The 18,421-nt window shown below is 48.5% G+C and carries 16 protein-coding genes; 14 read left to right on the forward strand and 2 right to left on the reverse strand.

Annotated elements, in window-relative coordinates:
- Positions 1-17: 17 nt before the first annotated feature.
- The 3 genes from NYE54_RS15425 to NYE54_RS15435 are packed head-to-tail and all read left to right on the forward strand — an operon-like array spanning position 18 to position 2,614.
- Positions 18-1,223 carry a Ger(x)C family spore germination protein gene (locus NYE54_RS15425; protein WP_339272955.1) on the forward strand — a complete coding sequence of 402 codons (1,206 nt, stop codon included), beginning with the start codon at positions 18-20 and terminating at the stop codon, positions 1,221-1,223.
- 9 nt (positions 1,224-1,232) lie between these two features.
- Positions 1,233-1,472, forward strand: coding sequence for a hypothetical protein (locus NYE54_RS15430; protein ID WP_339272956.1), 240 nt, complete (start codon positions 1,233-1,235; stop codon positions 1,470-1,472).
- A 17-nt stretch (positions 1,473-1,489) separates the two neighbouring features.
- Positions 1,490-2,614, forward strand: a complete 1,125-nt coding sequence (locus tag NYE54_RS15435) for an endospore germination permease (RefSeq protein ID WP_339272957.1) — start codon at positions 1,490-1,492, stop codon at positions 2,612-2,614.
- A 195-nt stretch (positions 2,615-2,809) separates the two neighbouring features.
- On the opposite strand, the gene NYE54_RS15440 is transcribed toward NYE54_RS15435, so the two are convergent.
- The gene (locus NYE54_RS15440) at positions 2,810-3,217 is read right to left on the reverse strand and encodes a hypothetical protein (protein ID WP_339272959.1); all 408 of its coding nucleotides are present in this window, start codon (positions 3,215-3,217) and stop codon (positions 2,810-2,812) included.
- Positions 3,218-3,425: 208 nt separating this feature from the next.
- Here NYE54_RS15440 and NYE54_RS15445 point away from each other — a divergent pair, with 208 nt between their 5' ends.
- The 3 genes from NYE54_RS15445 to NYE54_RS15455 all read left to right on the forward strand — a co-directional run bounded on the left by NYE54_RS15445 (position 3,426) and on the right by NYE54_RS15455 (position 5,337).
- Positions 3,426-4,268: a hypothetical protein gene (locus tag NYE54_RS15445; RefSeq protein WP_339272960.1), complete on the forward strand. Its 843-nt coding sequence runs from the start codon at positions 3,426-3,428 to the stop codon at positions 4,266-4,268.
- 237 nt (positions 4,269-4,505) lie between these two features.
- Positions 4,506-4,628 carry an alcohol dehydrogenase catalytic domain-containing protein gene (locus NYE54_RS15450; protein WP_339272962.1) on the forward strand — a complete coding sequence of 41 codons (123 nt, stop codon included), beginning with the start codon at positions 4,506-4,508 and terminating at the stop codon, positions 4,626-4,628.
- Positions 4,629-4,797: 169 nt separating this feature from the next.
- A complete protein-coding gene (locus tag NYE54_RS15455) occupies positions 4,798-5,337 on the forward strand; it encodes a GrpB family protein (RefSeq protein ID WP_339272964.1) in 540 nt (179 codons plus the stop codon).
- 51 nt (positions 5,338-5,388) lie between these two features.
- On the opposite strand, the gene NYE54_RS15460 is transcribed toward NYE54_RS15455, so the two are convergent.
- Positions 5,389-6,195, reverse strand: a complete 807-nt coding sequence (locus NYE54_RS15460; protein ID WP_339272965.1) for a phytanoyl-CoA dioxygenase family protein — start codon at positions 6,193-6,195, stop codon at positions 5,389-5,391.
- Between the two features lie 133 nt (positions 6,196-6,328).
- Here NYE54_RS15460 and NYE54_RS15465 point away from each other — a divergent pair, with 133 nt between their 5' ends.
- From NYE54_RS15465 to NYE54_RS15500, 8 genes are all read left to right on the forward strand, one after another.
- Positions 6,329-7,135 carry a helix-turn-helix domain-containing protein gene (locus NYE54_RS15465; protein ID WP_339272967.1) on the forward strand — a complete coding sequence of 269 codons (807 nt, stop codon included), beginning with the start codon at positions 6,329-6,331 and terminating at the stop codon, positions 7,133-7,135.
- Between the two features lie 149 nt (positions 7,136-7,284).
- Positions 7,285-8,190, forward strand: a complete 906-nt coding sequence (locus NYE54_RS15470) for a DMT family transporter (protein ID WP_339272969.1) — start codon at positions 7,285-7,287, stop codon at positions 8,188-8,190.
- A 558-nt stretch (positions 8,191-8,748) separates the two neighbouring features.
- Complete coding sequence (locus tag NYE54_RS15475; protein WP_339272971.1) at positions 8,749-11,991, forward strand: hypothetical protein; 3,243 nt, start codon at positions 8,749-8,751, stop codon at positions 11,989-11,991.
- 405 nt (positions 11,992-12,396) lie between these two features.
- Positions 12,397-13,356, forward strand: coding sequence for an ABC transporter permease subunit (locus tag NYE54_RS15480; RefSeq protein ID WP_339272973.1), 960 nt, complete (start codon positions 12,397-12,399; stop codon positions 13,354-13,356).
- 38 nt (positions 13,357-13,394) lie between these two features.
- A complete protein-coding gene (locus tag NYE54_RS15485) occupies positions 13,395-14,291 on the forward strand; it encodes a carbohydrate ABC transporter permease (protein ID WP_339272975.1) in 897 nt (298 codons plus the stop codon).
- 63 nt (positions 14,292-14,354) lie between these two features.
- Complete coding sequence (locus NYE54_RS15490; protein ID WP_339272977.1) at positions 14,355-15,947, forward strand: ABC transporter substrate-binding protein; 1,593 nt, start codon at positions 14,355-14,357, stop codon at positions 15,945-15,947.
- Positions 15,948-16,066: 119 nt separating this feature from the next.
- Complete coding sequence (locus NYE54_RS15495; RefSeq protein ID WP_339272978.1) at positions 16,067-17,197, forward strand: GntR family transcriptional regulator; 1,131 nt, start codon at positions 16,067-16,069, stop codon at positions 17,195-17,197.
- Positions 17,198-17,449: 252 nt separating this feature from the next.
- Positions 17,450-18,409, forward strand: coding sequence for an AAA family ATPase (locus tag NYE54_RS15500; RefSeq protein ID WP_339272980.1), 960 nt, complete (start codon positions 17,450-17,452; stop codon positions 18,407-18,409).
- Positions 18,410-18,421: the final 12 nt, after the last annotated feature.

The following is an 18,421-nucleotide window of genomic DNA, read 5'->3' on the forward strand; positions in this document are numbered from 1 at the left end:
AAGCGAGTGAACATTGGATGAAACGGATATTGGCGTTGATTCTCCTACATATCGTCATCACTCTTCTTTTAAGCGGTTGCTGGAACCGCAGAGAATTGAACGAATTGGCCATAGCGGTAGCCGCAGGGGTTGATTGGGTGGACGGCCGCTACCGTTTATCGGTCCAAGTCGCTATTCCCGGGCAGATTACCGCCAAAAGAAGCGGAAGTCCCCAAGCGCCTGCTACACTTTTTACGGCTGAAGGCGATACCATATTTGAGGCGGCCAGGAGAATAACCCAGATTAGCCCGCGAAAAATTTATTTTTCCCATTTACGGATGTTTCTGATGGATGAGGCGATGGCAAGGGAAGGGATAGCCAAAGTTCTGGACCTTCTGTCCAGGGATCACGAATTCCGACCCGATTTCTACCTGGTTATTACCAAAGGAGCAACGGCGGAGGAAACTTTGAAAATCATGACGTCCATGGAAACAGTTCCTGCCAATAAACTTTACGATTCCCTGCAAATCTCGGAGAAGGTTTGGTCACCCAGCATGGCTGTGACACTGGATCAATTGATAAGTGATATTACCAGCAACGGGAAACACCCCGTGCTTACAGGACTGGTGATAACAGGGAATCGGGATCTTGGAAAAACGAAGAAAAACGTAGAAAATATCGATACACCGAGTCAATTGAAATATTCGGGGCTTGCCGTTTTCAAATTTGACAAACTGATTGGCTGGTTAAACGAGAAGGATAGCAGAGGTTATCGACTCATAAGGGGGCACGTGAAAAGCTCTGTAGCTTTTGTTCCCTGTCGGAATGACGGAAAGGTTATCGTGGAGACGCTGAGGACCGATGCCAAGTTGAAGGGGAAAATCATCGAATCCCGTCCTGCAATGGATATCCGAATTAATTTGGAGGGAAATATTGGTGCAGTGGAGTGCAGCGGCTTGGATCTGTCTCAACCTGCGACCGTGAAGGATCTCGAAGTCGAAATGGAAGAAAAAATAACCCAAGGCTTGGAGTCCGTTATCAATAAAGTGCAAACTGAGTTTAAAGTCGACATATTCGGATTCGGGGAGGCTTTTCGCCGTTCGCATCCGAAGGCATGGAAAGAAATGGAGGACGCATGGAACGACCGATATTTTCCGAACCTCGAGACCCATATTCAAGTGGATTACAAAATACGGCGAACCGGAACAACCAATGATTCTTTTCTAAATGATCTAAAGGAATGAGGCGAATTGATGCTGAATATCGCGATTATTGCAATTTCAGCCACCATCTTAACCTGGCTGGAGCTGCCGAGGATGCTCCGGGAAAAAGAAATTAGGGAAATCTGGGGGTTTACGGTATTCATGATCGTTGGCATTGGAATTAGTGTGGCCCAAACGGTCATGAACGATATTCCAACTCCTCTGATTATGATAACCATCGTATTCAAGCCGTTCAGTGATTGGCTTTCTATCATCGGTTTGACCCACTAAGAAAAGGAGCAGGAAAGATGCCCGTAGTCAAAATTTCGTTGCGCCAGGTCAGCATTTTAACCGCTATGTATACGATCGGAAGCGCTATTCTTATCGTTCCTTCGGGTACGGCTAACATTGCTAAGCAAGATGCTTGGATAGCCGCTTTGGTTGGGATCGGTCTCGGATTCATCATCTTGGCGGTGCAGCTGCAATTGTCTAAAAAGTATCCGGAAACCAATTTGATGCAATTGTCCGAGAAACTTTTAGGAAAATGGATAGGCAAAACGGTAAACTTTCTGTTTTTAATTACATTGCTCCTAAGTGGTCCCGCTTCAGTGTTACACGAAATTAGCGACTTCATGACCATCCAAATGCTGCCCGAAACCCCGGTTCAGGCGATCATTTTCCTCTTCGGGGCCCTTGTTGTCTTGGGGGTGCGGTTAGGGCTGGAAGTGCTGGCCAGATCAGCGGAGATGCTGTTTCCATGGTTTCTTCTTCTGTTTCTGTCCATGAGCATTTTATTATTGTCGGAGATTAAATGGGAGAATGCACTTCCCGTTTTCGAATCGGGGGCCCACCCTATCCTCCAGGCCGCAATCTCTTTTGTTAGTACTGCGTTTTTGCCGCACATCGTGTTGATGATCATCTATCCGGGGGCTGTTAACCGACCGGCAGAGGCTTACAAGGCCGTATATATCGGAAGCCTATTCGGTGCGGGGGTGCTTTTTACGATTATTGGATTAGCGATATTGGTCTTGGGTCCGGACATTACGGCACGAAATCTGTATCCCAGCTATATGCTGGCCAAAAAAATCAATATCGGCAATTTTCTTCAGCGTATTGAAGCAGTCATGGCGGTGATGTGGTTTATCACTTTATTTTTCCGTATCTCCTTGTATTTTTATGCCATTGCGATCGGCGTAAGCCAGATATTTAATATCAAAAATTATCAGCCGCTGGTCGTGCCGCTAGGCTGGATTTTGGCTGCGGTTTCCGTCTTCATATATCCCAATGTTCCATTCAAGGTAGAATGGGATACAAAGACTTGGATACCCTATACAATTACGATCGGATTTATATTCCCGCTGCTGTTGTTCTGCATGCACGGGATCCGGAAAATGCGGTCCAAAAAAACAAAAAAGTCCTCGAAATCCGGCTGAACGGTTGGAGGACAAGTGGGTTACTTGATAATCCACTGTAATGGTAATTGAAAAGGATATAGCTTGGAGTTCTTGTTCGATCCGTCTACTTGTAGACGGTTTTTTATGTTGAGCTGGCTGGAAAGGCTGGATGTTTCTGATGCGCTGGTAATATATGAAGTCACTAAGACTTCATTAAAGAACGGCTATCGTGCTTTATGCCAAATCCTTAGGTTTATCACCGATCAAGCCCAACAAAAACATCTGTGAATAAGCGTAACCTTTATAAGTCTTGGATAAACACGAAGGAATCGTAAGATCCAGATCCATATAGGTAGTCAAGATTAATTGTGTGAACTCCTTCTGGTTCGTCAAGGATTGCTCCTGCAATTGTTTGGCGAATTCCTTGCTGACATGTTCTCTTCCTCCAAGTGCTTGCTGTAATTCGTATCCTGCCAAATATAACTCGGCAGCTGTATCTTCATCTGTTCCTCGATGCTCAGCTACATAATTGCCGATCCAGTCGCGAACAAGAGAAGAAGGGTCTGTGTTATTGTCCTTCGCAATCTCTTGAAAGCTCTCCTTGAGGTCTTTGGATAGACGGATGTGCAGATTGGTATCCATTGGCAAAAGCCTCCTTAACGTAGTGAATTTATTGTATTCAAAATGTTAACACATTGTCAACACAATACATACACAATTCAAACGAGATAGCCTAGTGGATATCTCACATCCTCTCAAGAACTGATGCCGACTGAAACCCCGCGTCCCTTGCAGTCGTATATGAACATTGTCATCTCTGACATCGTTAACAAGGGGAGGAGATAAACCCGTGGCCAAGCAACGTAAAAATAAACCCTGTCGTACAGGTATGTATACATATAAGCAGAATAGGAGAAGACACCGCAAAGGATCCGAAGACACCCGCTTCGATCGGTTCTGGTTCCGGATTGTGGAAGCGATCGGATGGATCATCCTGCTCGGATCATTTCTAATGTATTGGGATTCCGCCCGGCTCACGGCTATTATATTCAAAGCTCAGCCGGTCCATCAGTTGACATCCGAAACGACTGGCTATGTACGGCTCGAAGGTCAGGCAGGAGGAGAAGCGGCATACACGGACGAAGGCAAGCTTCAGGATCGTTACGCTCTGCTCCAGAAAGAGCCGTTCCGCTGGGAATGCGGCAAGGGCGGTTGCGAATACAAGCTGGATGATAACGGAAGCCACCGATTATGGGGAAGTTCAGAGTTAAACGGAGTAACGGTTCAGGCGGAACGGTTCAGGTTCTACACGGACTGGCTTCCGCTGAATTTTGCGACGGTTGAACCAAAACAATTATCCCTGATTTACCAAGGAAATTCATCCCGTCCACTGCTGATGGAAAGCCCCAAGGGCACGGCTTACGGTTATTATGCCGTCTCCCCCGGAGATTGGGTGACGGTAATTGGCCGGGCTAACAAAGGCCAGCTGGAAGCCTTCATCTTACCGGGGGACGATACGAAGCAGCCTGTTCTGCTGATCGGTACGAGTGTTGAACAGATGCTGTCGGAAGAAAAGGGAGTCCAGACCATGTATTTGATCATTTCTTGTATCGTCGCATTGATGCTGCTCCCTAAGATGATCGGAAGAACTAGGCGAATCACTCAATGGATAAAGACTAGAAGAGCGAGATAATATGAGCTGCATACGGAGGCGAGGATCATTGCTGCGGCGAAGGCCGCGGCTATATCTATTGGAAATTTGGTCTTCTAAATTGGTAATAACGAGCGGCTGATCCAAAGGTGTAGACGCTGGTGTTCAGCGATTTGCCCCCTACGGAGGACAATGCCACGCAGGCAGCCGAGCATAGTATTTGTCTTGTCTTGAACGGTTTGCATTCATCGTGAACAGCAAAGGGAGCCCGGTGATCAGGTGGCCGTTGAACCACTCATAGCTTGCGGCCACTGCTCCAATTGCCGAAGAGGTATGGCGAACCTGTACTCGAACAGCGGCGGTTACGGTTATTCCATTTCTGGCGGGTTCGCGGGCCAATGATCGAAAATAATGCAAAATTTTAGTTGATATGCACTTATCCTAATGAATCAGCCGAATTTAATGAAAAATAGATATATCATCCAATCAGCCTGTTTTTTTATATATAATTAAATCTTACATTTTTTATATAAACCACTTAGGTTAATAAAAGCAAAGTGAGGTGAGCGTGATGGAGGATACCATCACCATTGTAGAATATGAGCAAAGCTGGGCGGAAACTTTTGAATCCGAAAAAGAAGCGTTGCTTACGAGACTTGGTACCGAAGCGGTAGCAATCGAGCATGTGGGGAGTACCGCGATTCCCGGGCAGGCATCCAAGCCGGTGATCGACATCTTTGTCGGCTTGACGCCGCTGCGGCCGGTCGCCTATTACGAATCACGGTTCGATCCGGTCATCTATCCGCATATTCAAACCGGAATGCAGGGGAGATATTTATTTGCAATGCGTACGGAAGGAAAGTGGACCCATAATGTCCACCTTATGATGTATGATGATTTGTTCCATACGAGAAATGAAATTTTGCTGCGAGATTATTTGCGTAGTCATCCAGAGCTTGTAACGCAGTACGGCGAAGTAAAAAGGGTGGCTGCCCAGAACGCAAATTCCATGGAAGCCTACACGATGGAGAAAACCGCTTTTATTCAGATGGTTGTGGATGCGGCCCGAAGTGAGCTGGGCCTTCCGCTGCAAAATGTGTGGGAAGATTAGGATTAAAAACAGCTCGACCAGCGCCATCATGATGTGCGCTGGTCAATGAAATCAATGGGGATAAGGCGTTTCAAATTCGACGCCGCACGGACCGCCATTCGGATTGATATCGAGATTGATCTCCGTACCGTCTTCCCGGAACAGCGGCCGATAGAATGCACCGATCTTGGCAGCCGACGCGTTCGCGTAGTGGCAGATGAAGGCCCTACGGAAACGGTTGGATTTGTTGCGGTAAGAGCCGTGGATCAGGTTGCCGTTAAAGAACAGCACATCGCCTTTGTCCATGATGGCGGGAAGGACCTTTTTATCCTTGGGCGGCTTCACGAAGTGAGTGGTAAATGACTCGTTCGAATCGGCTTTCTCCGGGCACACCAGTTCATAATCACTTGTTTTCGGAACAACGAGCAACCCGCCGTTCTGCTCATCAGCCGGATCGATTGCGGTCCATGCCGCGATACAGTTGCCCGGCTCGACCTGCAGGTAGAAGTTGTCCTGGTGCAGCGCCTGACCGCGGGAACCCGGGGGTTTGTAATAGAACATACTTTGAGCCGCGAGTGCCGGTTCGCCATACAAATCGGCTAGCACCTCCATAACGGGCTTATGCAGCATGTATTTTTTCGCGGTTGCATTAAAGCGGTGCGGATGCATCACACGAGGATAACGCTTCAGCGGTTCGACATCTTCATCATCTAACACCGGCTCAAAGTGGCCGGGAATAGTAGTGTGGCTGATCACCTCGAACGTCGCTTCGATTTCCGACAGCTCTTCCTGGCGGAAGAGCCCTTTTACAATTAAATATCCCTCCGTTTCGAACTTGTGCAGCTGCTCTACCGTCAATACGTTTAACCTCTCACGCATAGAAATTCCTCCCGTAAGATTATTATTTCTTCCTGTTGACAATAGAATAAGGCCTGCTTATCTTGAGAGGAAGTATGATATCTGCTTATTATTACCGGAATTCTGCTATTCGAGGACAGAGGAGGAGAGGCTTGTGCAGACGCCTGACGGACGGGAAGGCATATCCTTAGAAAGTACCGGAACCATATTCGGCGACCATTTCGATCAAGACGATGCTTATCGCCTGCGTCGTCCTCACGGGATGCAGGACTGGCTGCTTGTCTACACGCTGCATGGAGAGGGCTATGTCCGGACGCCTGCCGGAGAGAAACGCTGCGGGCCCGGGCAGCTCGGGCTGCTGCGCGCCAACGTCGCTCATGAGTATGGGACAGTCCAAGGGAAGCGCTGGAACTTCCTATGGATTCATTATCCCGGGCTTCCGGAAAACAGGATGCTGCGTCATGAGGAGTTTCTGATCGAAACGCTTCCCGATGAACGTGCTCGGAGGCGTGTCGAGTTAGCGTTTCGGAATGTGCTGCAAGATTCGCTGGACCGGTTAGACCTGTGGGAGGCACTATGCGAGAACGCGCTGCGCGAGATTTTACTTCTGCTTGCACAGCGCACGAACAAAAGATTTGATCCAAGGGTCGAACAAACACTCGGCCTGTTGTCCCGTTCGTTAAAAGAAGATATTCGAATTGACGCCATATCGCGAGAAATCGGAATATCGGGGTCAAGGCTGGCCCACTTGTTTAAGCAAGAAACGGGGTACACCATCGTGGAGCATCTGAATCAAATGAGGGTTCGCCATGCCGCCTTATTGATGATCCACTCCGGCCGTACGGCGAACGAAGCCGCGCAGGATGTCGGGTTTAACAGTTACAATCATTTTGCCGATCAGTTTCGCAAACAGTACGGTGTTTCACCGAGGCAGTATCGCCAGGCGTGTAAGCCTACATGAATGCTGCCAGGCTTTTTATGTATTATGCATGGAATCATGCTAAGAGAAGAAGCTGCCTGCAATGGCGCCGTGTAGTATGGCTCTGTACAACTTCCCTGATGAGATGTTAAATTATAAGGATGTCCCTCATATAGAAAGAAGGTATTAAGTTGGCACGATCCTTATATATTGCACTCATCCTCCTAAGTCTCATATGGGGAGGTTCGTTCTTTTTCATTAAAAATCTGCTGCACGATTTCGGCCCTTGGGGAATCGCCTTCCTGCGGTCGACCTTTGGATTTCTCTTCATTACGATTGTCATGCTCATCATGCGGAAGCCGTTTGCCCTGCGTGAAATTCGTTGGCTGCCGACCGTCGTGATTGCGATGATCAATATGGCACTGCCATGGACCTTAATCGGGTTTAGCGAAACCAGGTTGGCGAGCAGCATGGCTTCGGTATTAAATGCAACAACGCCGATATGGACCATGCTCGTTGGTTTAGTGTTCTTCGGCTCCGTGTTTAGGAGGATTCAATGGATGGGCATGGGGGTCGCGCTTGTCGGTCTGGTCATTCTGCTCGGCATTCGCCCCGGATCATTTATTACTGTCGATTTCATTGGCTTCGCAGTGATGATAGGTGCTACCTTGTGTTATGCCGTTGGTTCACAATTATCCAAGCGTTTACTGGGCGGACTGACGATGTATCAGCTAACATTCGGAACGCTGCTTGGGGCGATGGTAGGGAGCGGTATCATTGCTTTTACTACGGAAAAGATTGATCTTTCGAAGATCGTAGAGCCAGCCAATATAGGTTCTCTTGTTGGCCTTGGCATCTTTGGTTCTGGCGTGGCGTATATTCTGTTCAATTATATGGTTTTAAAAGGGAGCCCGGAGTTTGCCACATCCGTTACCTATCTCGTTCCTGCAACGGCGATGATCTGGGGATATACGCTGCTGGATGAACCGATTGGATGGAGCCTAATTATCGGCTTGATTCTCATTTTATCCGGTGTATTTATCACAAATCGTGGCGGACGAACATCAAAAGAGAGTTTGGCTGCTGTACCTAAGTAGCATTCATTAGTAACAAGAAGGACTGCTGAGAGGCAGTCTTTTATTTTTTTATCCTCTTGCTGTACTTTATATGAAGCAATCAAGTTATTCAGGAATTTCGCTATGCACGCAAACTGAGGAAATTCATAAAGTGCTTCCAAAAGAGGGAATGATGCCGCGAGTGATACGAATCTTTATTTACGCCGGGCCGCTTAAATTGCGGTTTTTTTGTCGTTAACCCGCTGCGTTTTGTTATTTTCCTATTGGTTTTAAAGCTTGAAAATACGATGAAGACTTTGTGATTATTCTACTTCTTTTGCAAAATCCACTTTGGCCTATAGCAGGACAAATGTAATGAAGCGTGATAAATATCGATTGACACCATCTTGGTATTTGCCTAATATACGGGCCAGACGGCCCCCATCCATGTTATATATTCTACTTACAAGGGGCTTATCAATCCATCGGTAAAGGAGGTTCGTATACAAAGACAGTGACTAAACGCTCGCATGCGATGCGATCTGCCTGCATGTGGAACGATCCTTCGGGAAACAACGATTGAATCTAAGGAGGTTATTTATGAGAATTAGAAAGGGTGGCAAGTACCAAGTCTTGATGCTTGCAATTTGTTTTATATTGGCATGCTCGGGAGGCGGTGGTGTCGCAGCTGCTTCCGGGGAGAGCAGGCTGGATCAGAAAACGTATGGGACACCGGAAGAAATTCTAGTCCCTAACAACTATACGGTGGCCGTGTTCAACGGTACCACCGGCAAGGAAGAAGGCCGCAACGTGCTTTACGCGACCAGTAAAGGGAAGCCGGGACATCTTAACGTCATTGATCTGGAGGATTATAAACTGCTGCGAAGCATTCCGATCGGACCTTCCGAAAGCTCGTGGGCACACACCACGGCACCGGACGGAACATTGTTCCTTGCGGCTGACGGCGGCGGAGCAAGGCTGTGGAGTTACTCTCCGGTTACTCATGTCCCTGTGCAGGTGGCACAGTTCGACGGACAGTCGGTCCCGAACAGCATCACCACAGATGAACAGGGCCGTGTGTATGTCGGAACCTATCCCGGCGGCAAAGTGTACCAGTACGACCCGGTTACAAAGCAGACAAAAGATTATGGCCGCGTCATCGGCTTGCTTGATCAGGAATATGTGCGCTCCATTGCTTACCAGGGCGGCAATATATATGCCGGTACCGCACATAAGCAGATCGTACGCGTGAATTTAACGACAGGTGAGAAAACGAATATCGCGGCTTCCTTGCCGGTTAAAGAAGACACCGTGTATGACTTGAGCACGATTGATAACCGTTATTTGTTTGCCAGATATACGGACGGAAGCGGCATTCCTGGAGAGGCGTTTATCTACGATACGCAGACGGAAAGCTGGCTGGATGTCGTGCTGGAGAACGTAACGGGACTGCACGCAACGGACTCGCTTGACGGAAAACTGTATTATATGTCCGACAAGAAGCTGAAAACGTTTGATCTTGCCACGCATGAGGTCGAGTTGACCGGCATGGAGTACAACAGCGGATTTCGGGGAGTAGATTGGGTGGAATTTCCGAACAATCCGGAATACCCGGGAAAAAATCTGGTTACCGTTCGATATGACGGCGGTGTTACGATCATGAACATCGAAACCAAACAGGTACACCTGATGCCGCCGGTCATTCCGGGTCTGCCCGGCGTTGTCAACCGGTTGAAGAGCGTATCCGATACGGAGTTGATCACCACCGGCTCACAGGCCCGTTCTTCACTCGTTGATCTTACGGATAAAACGGCGACGCCGTTCAGCATCGGTCAGGCCGATAGCGTTCATGCCGTAGGAAATAAGGTCTATATGGGCGTGTATCCGGAGGGCGGACTCTACGAGTTCGATCTATCGACGGAGCCTGGAATGAACAATCCGAAGAGATTGGCCGTGCTGGGCAACGATCAGGAGAGGCTGGTGGATATCTCCAGTTCTAAAGGCAAATTGTACATTTCGACTATATCGGGTTACGGTACTTTGGGCGGCTCACTGACCGTTTATGATACCGCTACCGGGGAAATAAACGTTTATCGCAACGTCGTCCAGAATCAGAGCGTGCTTAGCACGACGGTTCATGACGGCAAGGTATTCGGCTCCACGACGATACGGGGCGGACTGGGCTCCGAGCCGACCGAGGCGGAAGCGAAGATTTTTGTATGGGATGAGGAAAAACAGCAAAAAATCACCGAGTTCCCGCTCAGGGTTCCGGGATTGGATAAACCGGTATTCATCGGTGATCTTTCCGCCGGTCCGGACGGTTTGATCTGGGGGGCATCCTATGAATACATTTTCGCAATTGATCCTGATACCTATGAAGTCGTGAAAAGCAAAAAAGTGTATCCAAGCTTAAACTTCAGCCAATGGGCGCATCACCCGCTGCGCTGGTCGGAGGATGGGCTGCTCTATGTGCTGTTTAACAACAAATTGACGGTCATTGACCCAGAAACGCTGGAGCATCGGACATTGGCCGACACCTCCAGATTTGATTTACATGCGGATGGGAACCTGTATTTCACGGATATGCAGACCAATACGATCCTGTATCGGATGGAAGTTGACGGAGAGGTTGTTGAAGAACCGCCGCATACGGCAGTACCTGTTAACAATCCGGGCTTCGAAGAGGAATTAAAGGGATGGAGTCCGTTATTCGCTCCCGGTAACGGTTACCGCTATGATCTCAGCACAGAACGCAGTTTCACAGGAACGCACAGCCTGAAGATTACGGACACGCTGAGAACGGCATCCGTTGCCGTTCAGAGTGATCCGATTCCCGTTGTCCCGGGAGAGGAATATACGGCGGGCATGAATCTTTATATTGAATCCGGCCAGCCGGGCTTTATGTTCCGATTCTTTGATAGCAATAACGCGACCATCTCCACCTTGGAAACCCATTTGGATGAATCGCGATTGGCCCAGTGGCAGAAAGTGACGCTCAGAGGCAAAGCTCCAGCCAATGCTGCATACGCTAAACTGATTGCGGTAACCTCCAGATACAATGTGGCAACCGCATATTATGACGATTTCTTTGTTACGGTAAAAGACAGTGCGCCACCAGTCTCAACGGTAAGTCAATCGCCTTCTCCCAACGAGAACGGCTGGGTGAATTCCGATGTGTCGTTGTCTATCTCTGCGGACCGTGCCTATTCTATCGAATACTCCGCGGAAGGGGCACAGCCGATAGAAAAGACCACAGTAAGAGGGAATACGGCTCAGCTTGAAATCACGAAGGAGGGCGTAACGACCGTCACCTATTCCGCTACCAACTTCTCAGGCGTACTTGAGGTTCCCGGGACACTGAAGGTGCAAATCGACAAGACAGCTCCGGTCGTTGAATTCACCGGTGAGCGTACGTACACGGTAACCGACTCCGTATACGTTTCGTGCAGCACCGACGATAGCTTGTCCGGGTTAGCTGAGAATCCATGCCTTCGTCCACTGATTGAACGTCCTGCCTATTTCTTCGAGCCGGGATCCCATGATATTTCCGTAACGGCAATCGATCTGGCGGGAAATAAAACGGAAGCGGTCTTTAGTTTCGAGGTGTCCGTGACTTATGATAGCCTGTCCGTGCTTGCAGAGCATTTTGCCGCAAGTCATCCGGGACTCGCACAATCTCTATCAACTAAACTCCTCAATGCCAAAGAGGCCGATAACAAGGGAGACATCTCTGCAAAGGCAGGCATGCTGAACGCCTTTTCCAATGAAGTCAGCGCACAATCCGGCAAAATATTGACGGGTGAACAAGCAGAATTGCTTGTCAAACTGGCAGGTTACCTGTAAGCAGGCGAAAGCGTTAGTCAAAAACACAATACTTTGCTTTTATATCGTCATCTATATTTTAGAAACAGCCGCGTGAATCTCGCGGCTGTTTTTGTTTTTCGCAAAGACAAGATCCTCATCGCGAGTGGAATGGACTATTTCATAAAGAAATGATGTACCGTCGAAATTTGTCATAACAAATGTACGGTTTATACATCTAAAGTAGCAATTATTCGATGTCATATTGACTGGAAAATAAAACCTAACTAAAATGTGTTATAACAAATAAATGAATACATCAAAAATGTTAATACAAGTAGTTGAGAAGGAGGTGGTGCGTTGCCAAAGCAAGCAGATATTAGTCGCCTAACGTAGCTAATATTTGCTTACGCAATTTGATCGAGAAGAAGGAGGTCATGACAAAGCATGGACGCCCGATTAAACTCGGCATCCCCAAAGCCCGCTCCAAAGTCCAACAAATGGACGCATATTAAAAGGCAGCTTAAGCGAAATATCGGGCTGTACATCATTATCTCGCCGGCGGTGCTTTATTTTTTGATCTGGCATTATTGGCCGATGTACGGCGTTCAGATCGCGTTCAAAGATTTTATGCCTGGCCTTGGCATTTGGAACAGTCCATGGGTCGGATTTGAGCACTTCGAGCGGCTTTTTGACGCTTATTATTTTTGGACGATTCTGAAGAATACCATCGGGATCAGTTTATACGGACTGCTGGTTGGCATTCCCGCTCCAATCTTGCTTGCGCTTTTGTTCAACGAGATTCGAAATCGTAAATTCCGCTCATTCGCCCAAAGCATCTCCTACGCCCCGCACTTCATTTCGGTTGTGGTCGCGGTCGGTATTTTGTTCTTCTTCATCTCGCCAACGAATGGCGTTTTCAACTCCATCCTTGTTTCCCTGGGGAGAGAACCGGTCGATTATCTGGCAGAGCCATCGAAATTCTGGCACCTGTACGTCTGGTCGGGCGTATGGCAAGGAGTTGGCTGGTCTTCACTTATCTATAGCGCTGCCATCTCGGGCATCTCGCCTGACCTGTACGAGGCGGCTTATATGGACGGGGCCAGCAAATTTCGACGAATTTGGCATATTACGATTCCCGGTATCGTTCCAACCATCGTGATCCTGTCCATTCTGAGCGCTGGCGGCATCATGAGTGTCGGCTTTGAGAAAATACTGTTGATGCAAAACCCGATGAACCTGGAAACATCCGAGGTGATCTCCACTTACATGTACAAGAGCGGGCTGCTTAACACCCAGTACAGCTTTTCCGCGGCCGTGGGCTTGTTCAACAATGTGATCAACTTTATCATCCTGATCATCGTCAATGCGGTTGCACGCAAGGCGGGAGAGACCAGCTTATGGTAAAGGCTCGTCCATGCAGGATTAAGGAGGGAACGTAAGAAGTGCTGCTGAACATCAAACGAACGCCTGGAGAAAAGCTGGCCGATATCATCCTTTTAGTGCTGTCCGTCCTCGTGATCATCGCCATTTTGTACCCGCTTCTCTTTGTCTTGTTTGCTTCATTTTCCGATCCGCGCCAAATATGGGACAAGCCACTGCTGCTGTTCCCGGCTGGCTTCAACCTGGACAGTTATGCCAAAGTGTTCGAGAACAGCGAGATCTGGAGAGGGTATGCCAATACGCTCCTGTACGCATTCATCGGGACGGCGATCAATATTATGATGACGGTATTTGGCGCTTATCCGCTCTCCAGAAAGCGCTTTTACGGCAAGGGACTGTTTACGCTGCTGTTTGCTTTTACAATGTTTTTCGGCGGTGGGCTGATCCCTCTTTATTTGGTAAACAAGGAGCTTGGTTTGCTGAATACGATGTGGGCCTTGGTACTGCCTGGTGCGATCAGCGCCTACAACATGATTATTATGCGAACCTACTTCCAGACCCGGATTCCGGTGGAGCTCGAAGAGAGCGCCTACGTTGATGGCTGCAATGATTTTCATATGCTGTACCGAATTGTCCTGCCTTTGTCCATGCCGATCATTGCCGTCATGATCCTGTTTTACGGGGTCGGCCACTGGAACTCTTATTTTGACGCTATGATTTATTTGACGGATCGGCATAAATTTCCGCTGCAGCTGATATTAAGGGAAATACTGGTTCAGAACGACTTCAAGGAAATGGCCGGAATATCGGTCGGTGCCGAATATGCAGATCAGATGATGGTCAAGGAAGGCCTGAAATATGCGATCGTTGTATTATCCGCACTGCCGCTGCTCTTGTTGTATCCGCTGCTGTCGCGTTTCTTTGAGAAAGGCATCATGGTGGGAGCTATCAAAGGGTAAAGCCGATATGGGAGCGGACATTACCGCTTGGAACTCATAATCATGGAAAGAGGGGATATGGATATGAGAAAAGGATTGAATCTTCTGCTTGCCTTAACGATGACATTCTCGCTTACGCTTTCCGCCTGCAGCGGTTCGGGGGGAAAGGCGGAGCCGGAACCAGCCGGAACGGACGGAGATCCCGGCAGTATCAAGTTAAGGATCGTCAAGCGCGGGTATACCGATGTGCATCCTCCGGCCGATCAATTATGGATGTGGCAAAAATACGAAGAAATGTCCGGCATTCAAGTCGAATTTGAAGAGTTGGCGGGCTCCGCCGTGACCGAAAGGAAAAATGTCATGCTCGGCTCCAACGACCTGCCAGATGCATTCTATCGCATTGCTTTCGGCACCGACGAGCTGATGAAATACGGCAAACAGGGCTTGTTTGTTCCGCTCGAGGACCTGATTGAACAGCATGCGCCGAATTTGAACAAGCTGCTGAAGGACAATCCCGACATCAGGGGAGCAATCACGATGTCGGACGGACATATTTATGCCCTGCCTTACGTTGATTTCTCGAAAGCGTTTAATTCCGTTCGTTTATATATCCACAAGGGTTGGCTCGATGAAGCGGGACTTGAGGTTCCGAAGACGACCGAGGAGTTTCGCCAGGCGCTGAAAAAGGTGCGGGAGAAGGACAGCTCGCGTCTGGGCTGGGTGCTCGAGTCTTCCTATTGGACCTTCCTGGAGAGCTTCCTGGCTGGCAGCTTCGGTATGGGAGAAGGCGGTGCCAAGGCATTCGGTCAATATCTATATAAAGACGCGGACGGACAGGTCAAGACGACGTTTAATGATCCGAAGTACAGAGAACTGCTCCGCTACATGAGCGATCTGTATAAGGACGGGTCGCTGGCCCAGCAAAATTTCACGACAGGCTACGATTATGCGAAGTGGTCTACGGACGGTTCCAACAATCTGATTGGTTCGTTTGTATGGGAAGGTCCGGGATATATCGGGAAGGATGCAGCTGAAAACTATGTGGGCATTCATGCCCTGGAAGGGCCGAACGGGGACAAGGTCGCAGGGGTGTTGGGGCCGCCGGCTAAAGGAATCTTCGGTTTCGTGATCACTAACAAAAACAAATACCCGGTTGAAACCATCAAGTGGATCGATTACTTCTATGGGGAGGAAGGGATTAACTTTGCCACCTTTGGACTTGAGGGAGAAACCTACGACTTGGTCGACGGCAAACCGAAATACAAGGACGAGATTTTAAACTACAAGGGCGGTGTACAGCTGGGCGCTTTCCAGTATGTCGATAACGTGTATGGTGCTTATTATCCATATGTTGAGCCTGACGACGATTTGCGGATGGCGGCGCGCGGGACGACGGTGGCTGACGAAATCAAAGCGGATCCTGCAGAGCTTGATGAGCTTGCGCCCAAAGAGCTTTGGCCGGATTTTGTTCCAACGGATGACGAAGCCAATCAAACCAGCGCGATCTTGACCGACATTAATAAGTATATCGAGGAGATGCGGGTGAAATTCGTTACGGGGAAAGCGAACCTGGACACCGACTGGGATAACTACGTAAAGACCCTGGACAAAATGGGCGCCCAGCGCTATCTGGAAATTAAAAAAGCGCAGTATGAACGTTATTCAAATGTAAAGTAATCGAAATGGTGCAAAGAACGGATGAAAGGAGCGGTTTACATGCCAATGATGCAAACGCTATAATTTTAGTACGACAAGATTAACACTGGAAAATAGATAAAGATGGGATGAGAACCAAGTTGACCAAAGACAATAAACCTCCGCTGTACCGCGTGATTATGGACGAGCTGAAATCGCAAATCTCTTCGGGCCACTACCCTCCTGAAGCCCAGCTTCCCACGGAGGCCGAGCTGAGCTCCACCTTCGGCGTGAGCCGTATTACAACAAGAAGAGCACTCGAGGAGCTGGAGCGGGACGGGTTTATCTACCGCATCAAGGGAAGCGGCAGCTTTGTCAAACCCCGGCAACGTGGACAGGAGCAGCGGTCGGTTGGAACGGAAAAAATGATATCGCTTATCCTGCCTTCCGAAGACGACCGCGGTACGATGGGATATATTCGCGGAGCTTCGGACTGGCTCAACGCGAACGGCTACTATTTGAGCATTCACCAAAGTGATTATGATTCCCAGAAAGAACGGGATTTGCTGGAAATGCTGACCCGAAAGGGCATCGCGGCCATCATATTGTATCCGCGGAACGATCAGACGAACTACGACATTCTGCATCGACTATGCCTTGAAGATTATCCGATCGTAACCATCGACAAATATTTTGACAGTCTGCCGCTAGGGGCGGTGGTTTCCGACAATTTCAATGGGTCCTATCAAGCCGTATCAAGATTGATTGAGCTCGGTCATCGAAAGATTGCGTTTCTAACAGCGGTCAGCATTGAATCGACCTCTTCGGTGCGAAACCGTTATTTCGGATACTGCCAAGCGCTGAAGGACCATGGGCTTCCCGTCGATAGCCGTTATATCAGGCTGAATATGAAGGATTATCGAGAGAAGGTTGGCTTTGAGCGATTTTATAATGAACTGCTGGACTCTTACCGTGCAGAAGAGGTAACGGCTGTTCAGACGGAGAATGATCTGATCGCGGCCAACTTGCTGAACCGCTGTTTGGAACGAGGGATCCGCATTCCGGAGGATATTTCGATCATAGGCTTTGATAATAACCCTGTCACAGAGCATGTCATGATCCCGCTGACCACCGTTGAGCAGAATTTTTACGAGATTGGACGCCAAGCAGCAGAACATGTTGTAAACTGGTTGGAGAGAGGGAAACAGACACCGGACCGGACACTGATCCCCGTCAAGTTAGTAGAGCGTGATACGACCGCACCTGCTCCGAAAGGGAAAGTCACAGAGTAGATATGATATGAAAGCATCATATGAAGGCTGATTGCCATGCAGGACTTCTTACCTGCGGCAATCAGCCTTTTTATAGACATGTAAAAGTTGAGTATAAAAATTCTCTACTTACTCAAACACTCCGCAAGGATGGTACATTGTTTAGAGGAAGGTTTTCGATAAGCGATGTCCATTAGAAGGTTGAGTCGTTTATCCCTCCGGACACGTAAACATGACACCAAGCGAACCAAGACCTGAAGGGAGGTGAATTACATGTGTACAATTCATATGCTGGTCGGGATACCCGGCAGCGGAAAAAGCTATCATGCCAAACAACTATGCAAAAGCCAGCGGGCCGTCATCGTTGCGACGGACTCGATCCGTGAAAGATTGTTCGGCAGCGAATCCAAACAGAAAAATACGTATCTGGTATTTGACGAAGCTTTCGCCGAGATCGAACAGGCGCTTGCGTTCGGACGAAATGTCGTTTTTGATGCCACCAATGTCAGCCGGGAGCGGAGACAGAAGTTCCTGAAGCGATTTGGCGATAGATCAGTGGAGTGCCATATCTGCACAACCCCATACGAAGTGGCTCTGGAACGAGTCAAGGGACGAAAACGCCGGCTTGATGAGAAGGTCATGACGAAATTTGCCAAAAATCTTGAATTCCCTGTAAGGGGAGAAGGATTCAGTGAACTGCATCTCGTTCATGAGCAGGGCGAAACTCAGCTTACAAGAGAAGAACTGGAAGCGCTGCTAACACGCAAACCGGGTCATGATGAGTTATTTGGATATTTATCCCAATCCCCCTATTTCAACGTGATGCTGGGATATGATCAGGAGAATCCGTTTCATTCCAAAACGTTGTCGGAGCACACGTTTGCCGTGCTGGAATATATCAATGCTTTCTATGAAGGCGAGTATTTGCTTGCTATGCAATTAGCAGCGCTGCTCCATGACGCGGGTAAGCCGTTTTGCAAAGTATGGAAGCAAGCAAGAGGTTATTATTCCTATTATGGGCATGAGCATGTATCGGCAAGCATAACCTGCCATACATTGAAGGACCTCGGATATGATGATGCATTTATTCAGCACGTCGTTCAACTTGTAAGCTTTCATATGGAAATTTTGCATGGAGGGGATGCCGGGGCATCCAAGATCTATCATTTGTTAGGCGAAGATATGCTGGCCGAGCTATATTTCTTCGCAGAAGCCGACACTTTCGGCAAATAAAGAGGTGAACAA

Origin of the sequence: Paenibacillus sp. FSL K6-1330 (assembly GCF_037976825.1) — a bacterium.
Classification (GTDB): domain Bacteria; phylum Bacillota; class Bacilli; order Paenibacillales; family Paenibacillaceae; genus Paenibacillus_AQ.

Coding starts and splice junctions, on each gene's coding strand:
- NYE54_RS15425 (WP_339272955.1), top strand. CDS start 18: ATGAAACGGATATTGGCGTTGATTCTCCTACATATCGTCATCACTCTT.
- NYE54_RS15430 (WP_339272956.1), top strand. CDS start 1,233: ATGCTGAATATCGCGATTATTGCAATTTCAGCCACCATCTTAACCTGG.
- NYE54_RS15435 (WP_339272957.1), top strand. CDS start 1,490: ATGCCCGTAGTCAAAATTTCGTTGCGCCAGGTCAGCATTTTAACCGCT.
- NYE54_RS15440 (WP_339272959.1), bottom strand. CDS start 3,217: ATGGATACCAATCTGCACATCCGTCTATCCAAAGACCTCAAGGAGAGC.
- NYE54_RS15455 (WP_339272964.1), top strand. CDS start 4,798: ATGGAGGATACCATCACCATTGTAGAATATGAGCAAAGCTGGGCGGAA.
- NYE54_RS15460 (WP_339272965.1), bottom strand. CDS start 6,195: ATGCGTGAGAGGTTAAACGTATTGACGGTAGAGCAGCTGCACAAGTTC.
- NYE54_RS15475 (WP_339272971.1), top strand. CDS start 8,749: ATGAGAATTAGAAAGGGTGGCAAGTACCAAGTCTTGATGCTTGCAATT.
- NYE54_RS15480 (WP_339272973.1), top strand. CDS start 12,397: ATGGACGCCCGATTAAACTCGGCATCCCCAAAGCCCGCTCCAAAGTCC.
- NYE54_RS15490 (WP_339272977.1), top strand. CDS start 14,355: ATGAGAAAAGGATTGAATCTTCTGCTTGCCTTAACGATGACATTCTCG.
- NYE54_RS15500 (WP_339272980.1), top strand. CDS start 17,450: ATGTGTACAATTCATATGCTGGTCGGGATACCCGGCAGCGGAAAAAGC.